The sequence below is a fragment of the Oleiphilus sp. HI0123 genome (assembly GCF_001635315.1).
In genome coordinates, this window is record NZ_LWGE01001394.1 from 1 (window position 1) to 3,839 (window position 3,839).

Sequence of the window (3,839 nt, forward strand, 5' to 3'; positions counted from 1 at the left end):
TAGTATCTTGAAGGCAAAGCGGGTGGATAAACCATCCATGCCTTCGTTTACCCCGGCATTGTCCTTATATTCCTGAATCGATTTGGCTTTGGGGTCTGTGTCCTTAATGTTCTGGCCGTCATAAACTTTCATCTTCGAAAATATGCTGGAGTTTTCAGGTTCCCTTAACCTGGAAAGAACGGAGAACTCCGCAAGCATAGTCAGCGTATCAGGGGCACAAGGTGCTTGATTTAAGGAGCTATTCTTAAGTAGCTTATCGTATATTTTTATCTCTTCAGTTACCTTGAGGCAATAGGGAACTTTAACGATTGATATACGGTCCAGAAAGGCCTCGTTATTCTTATTGTTTCTAAAAGACTGCCATTCAGACTCGTTTGAGTGGGCAAGGATTACGCCTTCAAACGGAATGGCGCTCATACCCTCTGTCGAATTGTAATTACCTTCCTGGGTTGCAGTAAGTAGTGGGTGCAATACTTTAATGGGGGCTTTAAACATCTCTACAAACTCAAGAATACCTTGGTTAGCAAGACATAGACCGCCGCTGAAACTGTAGGCATCTGGGTCATCTTGCGAGTACTCTTCGAGCATTCGGATATTCACTTTACCGACTAATGAAGAGATATCCTGATTGTTTTCATCTCCGGGCTCGGTCTTAGCGACGGCTATCTGATCCAGAATTGAAGGCCAGATTTTTACTACCCTAAATTTGCTGATATCGCCGCCGAATTCGTGGAGCCGCTTAACCGCCCATGGAGACATAATGCTTCCCAAATAGCGATTTGCGATACCGTACTCTTTTTCGAGGATATCTGCATCTTCATCTGGGTCGAATAAGGATAGGGGGCTTTCATTTACGGGTGAGCCCTTGATGGCATAGAAGGGGGCTTTCTGCATCAGAGCTTTTAACTTTTCTGCTAATGATGACTTACCGCCCCCCACAGGACCTAATAGATAAAGTATTTGTTTCTTCTCTTCCAAACCCTGGGCTGCATGCTTGAAAAAAGAGACAATTTGCTCGACACATTCCTCCATGCCATAGAAATCTTTAAACTCGGGGTAATGCTTAATGACTTTGTTGGAGAAAATTCGGCTGAGACGAGGATCTTTGGAGGTATCGATGAGCTCAGGTTCACCAATCGCAATAAGCATGCGCTCGGCAGCGGTTGCGTAAGCGCTCGGATCGTTCTTACAGATTTCCAGGTATTCTTCCAGACTAAACTCTTCCTGCTGAGTCAGTTCGTATCTAGACTGGTAATGACTAAAAATACTCATAAGGCCCCCTAAAGGAAATATTTACCGCTCGAGCGGTATTACTTTACATATGTTCAGTATCCTGCTGCGTGTCTCTACATTACGATTAGTGAGTGCTAGGGAGATAACAAAACTGATCGCCGAAGTCATAGTCACAAGGTCGCAATATTTTTTAACTGGTTAATATTTGTTCTATGAGTCTAGACCAAATGGCTAAAGTTTTCTTTACTTGGAAGAAAATTTAAATGAATTGTCACAAAACATGACAATATAGAACTTAAGAAAGGGAGCAGCTAGCCGGTCAGGATAAACGATATATTTTTATGCCTGACCACCAGCAGAAGGGCTTAACGAAAATAAGATGAAAGCAGTTTAAAAGCGAATTTTTTCCTCGTCACTTAGGCCAAGATTGTCCCAAACTTTTAAGTTTGGTTCGGCTTGATTAAGTGTATAAAAATGTAGACCCGGAGCGCCAGCTTTTAACAACTGCTCACACATTTGACTTACCACTTCTTCACCAAACTTCTGAATGCTAACAGTATCATCGCCATAAGCTTCGAGCTGTTTTTTGATCCAGCGTGGAATTTCAGCACCGCACATGTCGCTAAAGCGAACCAAGCTGCTGTAGTTCGTGATAGGCATGATCCCAGGAACAATAGGAATATTGATGCCCATTTTTTCGCAGCGGTCTATAAAGTAGAAGTAGGAGTCTGCATTATAGAAATACTGTGTGATGGCACTGTTTGCCCCAGCGTCAACTTTCTTCTTAAAGTTAAGAAGGTCAGCTTCTGCAGAGGGTGCTTGTGGGTGAAACTCGGGGTAGGCCGCGACTTCAATGTTGAAGTGATCTCCGCTGTGCTTGCGGATAAACTCAACCAGCTCATTCGCATACTTTAACTCGCCGGCTGAACCCATTCCAGACGGTAGATCACCGCGCAAGGCAACGATTCTATTTACACCGTGCTCAATGTAATGATCAAGCAAAGAGGCGATGTTTTCAGTTGTAGAGCCAACGCATGAAAGGTGTGGGGCGGTTGATATGCCTTGGTCCTGTAGCTTTAACACTGTATCGATGGTGCGCTCTTGAGTAGAGCCCCCGGCACCATAGGTAACAGAAAAGAAATCGGGTTTGCGTCGAGCTAATTCATCTCTAACGACCTGCAACTTTTCCATACCAGCTTCAGTCTTTGGAGGAAAAAACTCAAAACTGAAGCGATGTTTAAATTGCTTTTGGCTGTGCATGATAATGTCTCTATTAAATTTGGATAGATGGAGGCGTGTATTGCGCTACGCCTCCACAGAGTATTAGTATTTGTATGATTCTGGCTTATATGGCCCATCAACATCCACGTTGATGTAGTCAGCTTGGTTCGTGGTCAATTGCGTGATGACACCACCAAAACCTTCAACCATGTCTTTAGCAACTTCTTCATCAAGTTTCTTTGGAAGTACTTTAACGTAGATGCTTTCCTTCTTCTCTGCTTCCATCAAGTTAGCGAATTTACGTTCATAAAGATAGATTTGGGCCAGTACCTGATTAGCGAATGAGCCATCCATAATTCGGCTAGGGTGACCCGTGGCATTACCCAGGTTAACCAAGCGACCTTCAGAAAGAAGAATCAAGTGATCATCAGCTCCCTTGTCACGATAAACCTTGTGAACCTGTGGCTTAATCTCGTCCCATTCCCAATTTTCACGCATATAAGCCGTGTCAATTTCATTATCGAAGTGGCCGATGTTACAAACAATAGCGCCATTCTTAAGTGTCTTAAGCATACTTGCATCACAGACATTGACGTTACCTGTCGTGGTAACAATCAGGTCGGTTGTTTCCATTAGTAGCTTGTTAATACCTTCTACAGAACCCGTGTTCACACCATCTAAATATGGTGAAACAACTTCAAAGCCATCCATGCAGGCTTGCATTGCACAGATTGGGTCGACTTCAGTAACTTTTACGATCATACCTTCCTGGCGCAATGAGGCAGCAGAGCCTTTGCCTACGTCGCCGTAGCCAATTACTAGTGCTTTTTTACCAGAGAGTAAGTGATCTGTACCACGTTTAATGGCATCATTTAATGAGTGGCGGCAGCCGTACTTATTATCGTTTTTGGATTTAGTTACAGCATCGTTAACGTTAATCGCTGGAACTTTTAGCTCACCTTTCGTCATCATTTCTAACAATCGGTGTACGCCTGTTGTTGTTTCTTCAGAAATACCGTGAATATCATTAAGCAGTGCAGGGTACTTGTTATGCACCATCTCAGTCAGGTCACCACCATCGTCAAGAATCATATTGGCATCCCAAACTTTGCTACCATCTTTTTCAGATAGTATGGTTTGCTCGATGCACCAAAGGAACTCTTCTTCTGTTTCACCTTTCCAGGCAAATACTGGAATACCCGCTGCTGCAATTGCCGCTGCTGCATGATCCTGAGTAGAGAAAATGTTACATGATGACCAGCGAACGTCAGCACCAAGGTCGACCAAAGTTTCGATTAGAACTGCTGTCTGGATTGTCATGTGGATACAACCCATGATTTTTGCACCAGCCAATGGTTGTGCTTCTTTATATTTTCTACGTAAAG

The 3,839-nt window shown here is 43.5% G+C and carries 3 protein-coding genes; all 3 read right to left on the minus strand.

All coding sequences use genetic code 11. The annotated features are described in order from the left end of the window. Positions 1–1,272, minus strand: a 1,272-nt coding sequence (locus A3761_RS17735; RefSeq protein ID WP_068750612.1) for a PrkA family serine protein kinase, incomplete at its 3' end; no start/stop codon positions are given. Between the two features lie 351 nt (positions 1,273–1,623). Further along, complete coding sequence (gene metF, locus A3761_RS17740) at positions 1,624–2,493, minus strand: methylenetetrahydrofolate reductase [NAD(P)H] (RefSeq protein ID WP_068514947.1); 870 nt, start codon at positions 2,491–2,493, stop codon at positions 1,624–1,626. A 63-nt stretch (positions 2,494–2,556) separates the two neighbouring features. Then, positions 2,557–3,839 (minus strand): adenosylhomocysteinase (locus A3761_RS17745; protein WP_068750614.1); only part of this gene is annotated, 1,283 nt, incomplete at its 5' end.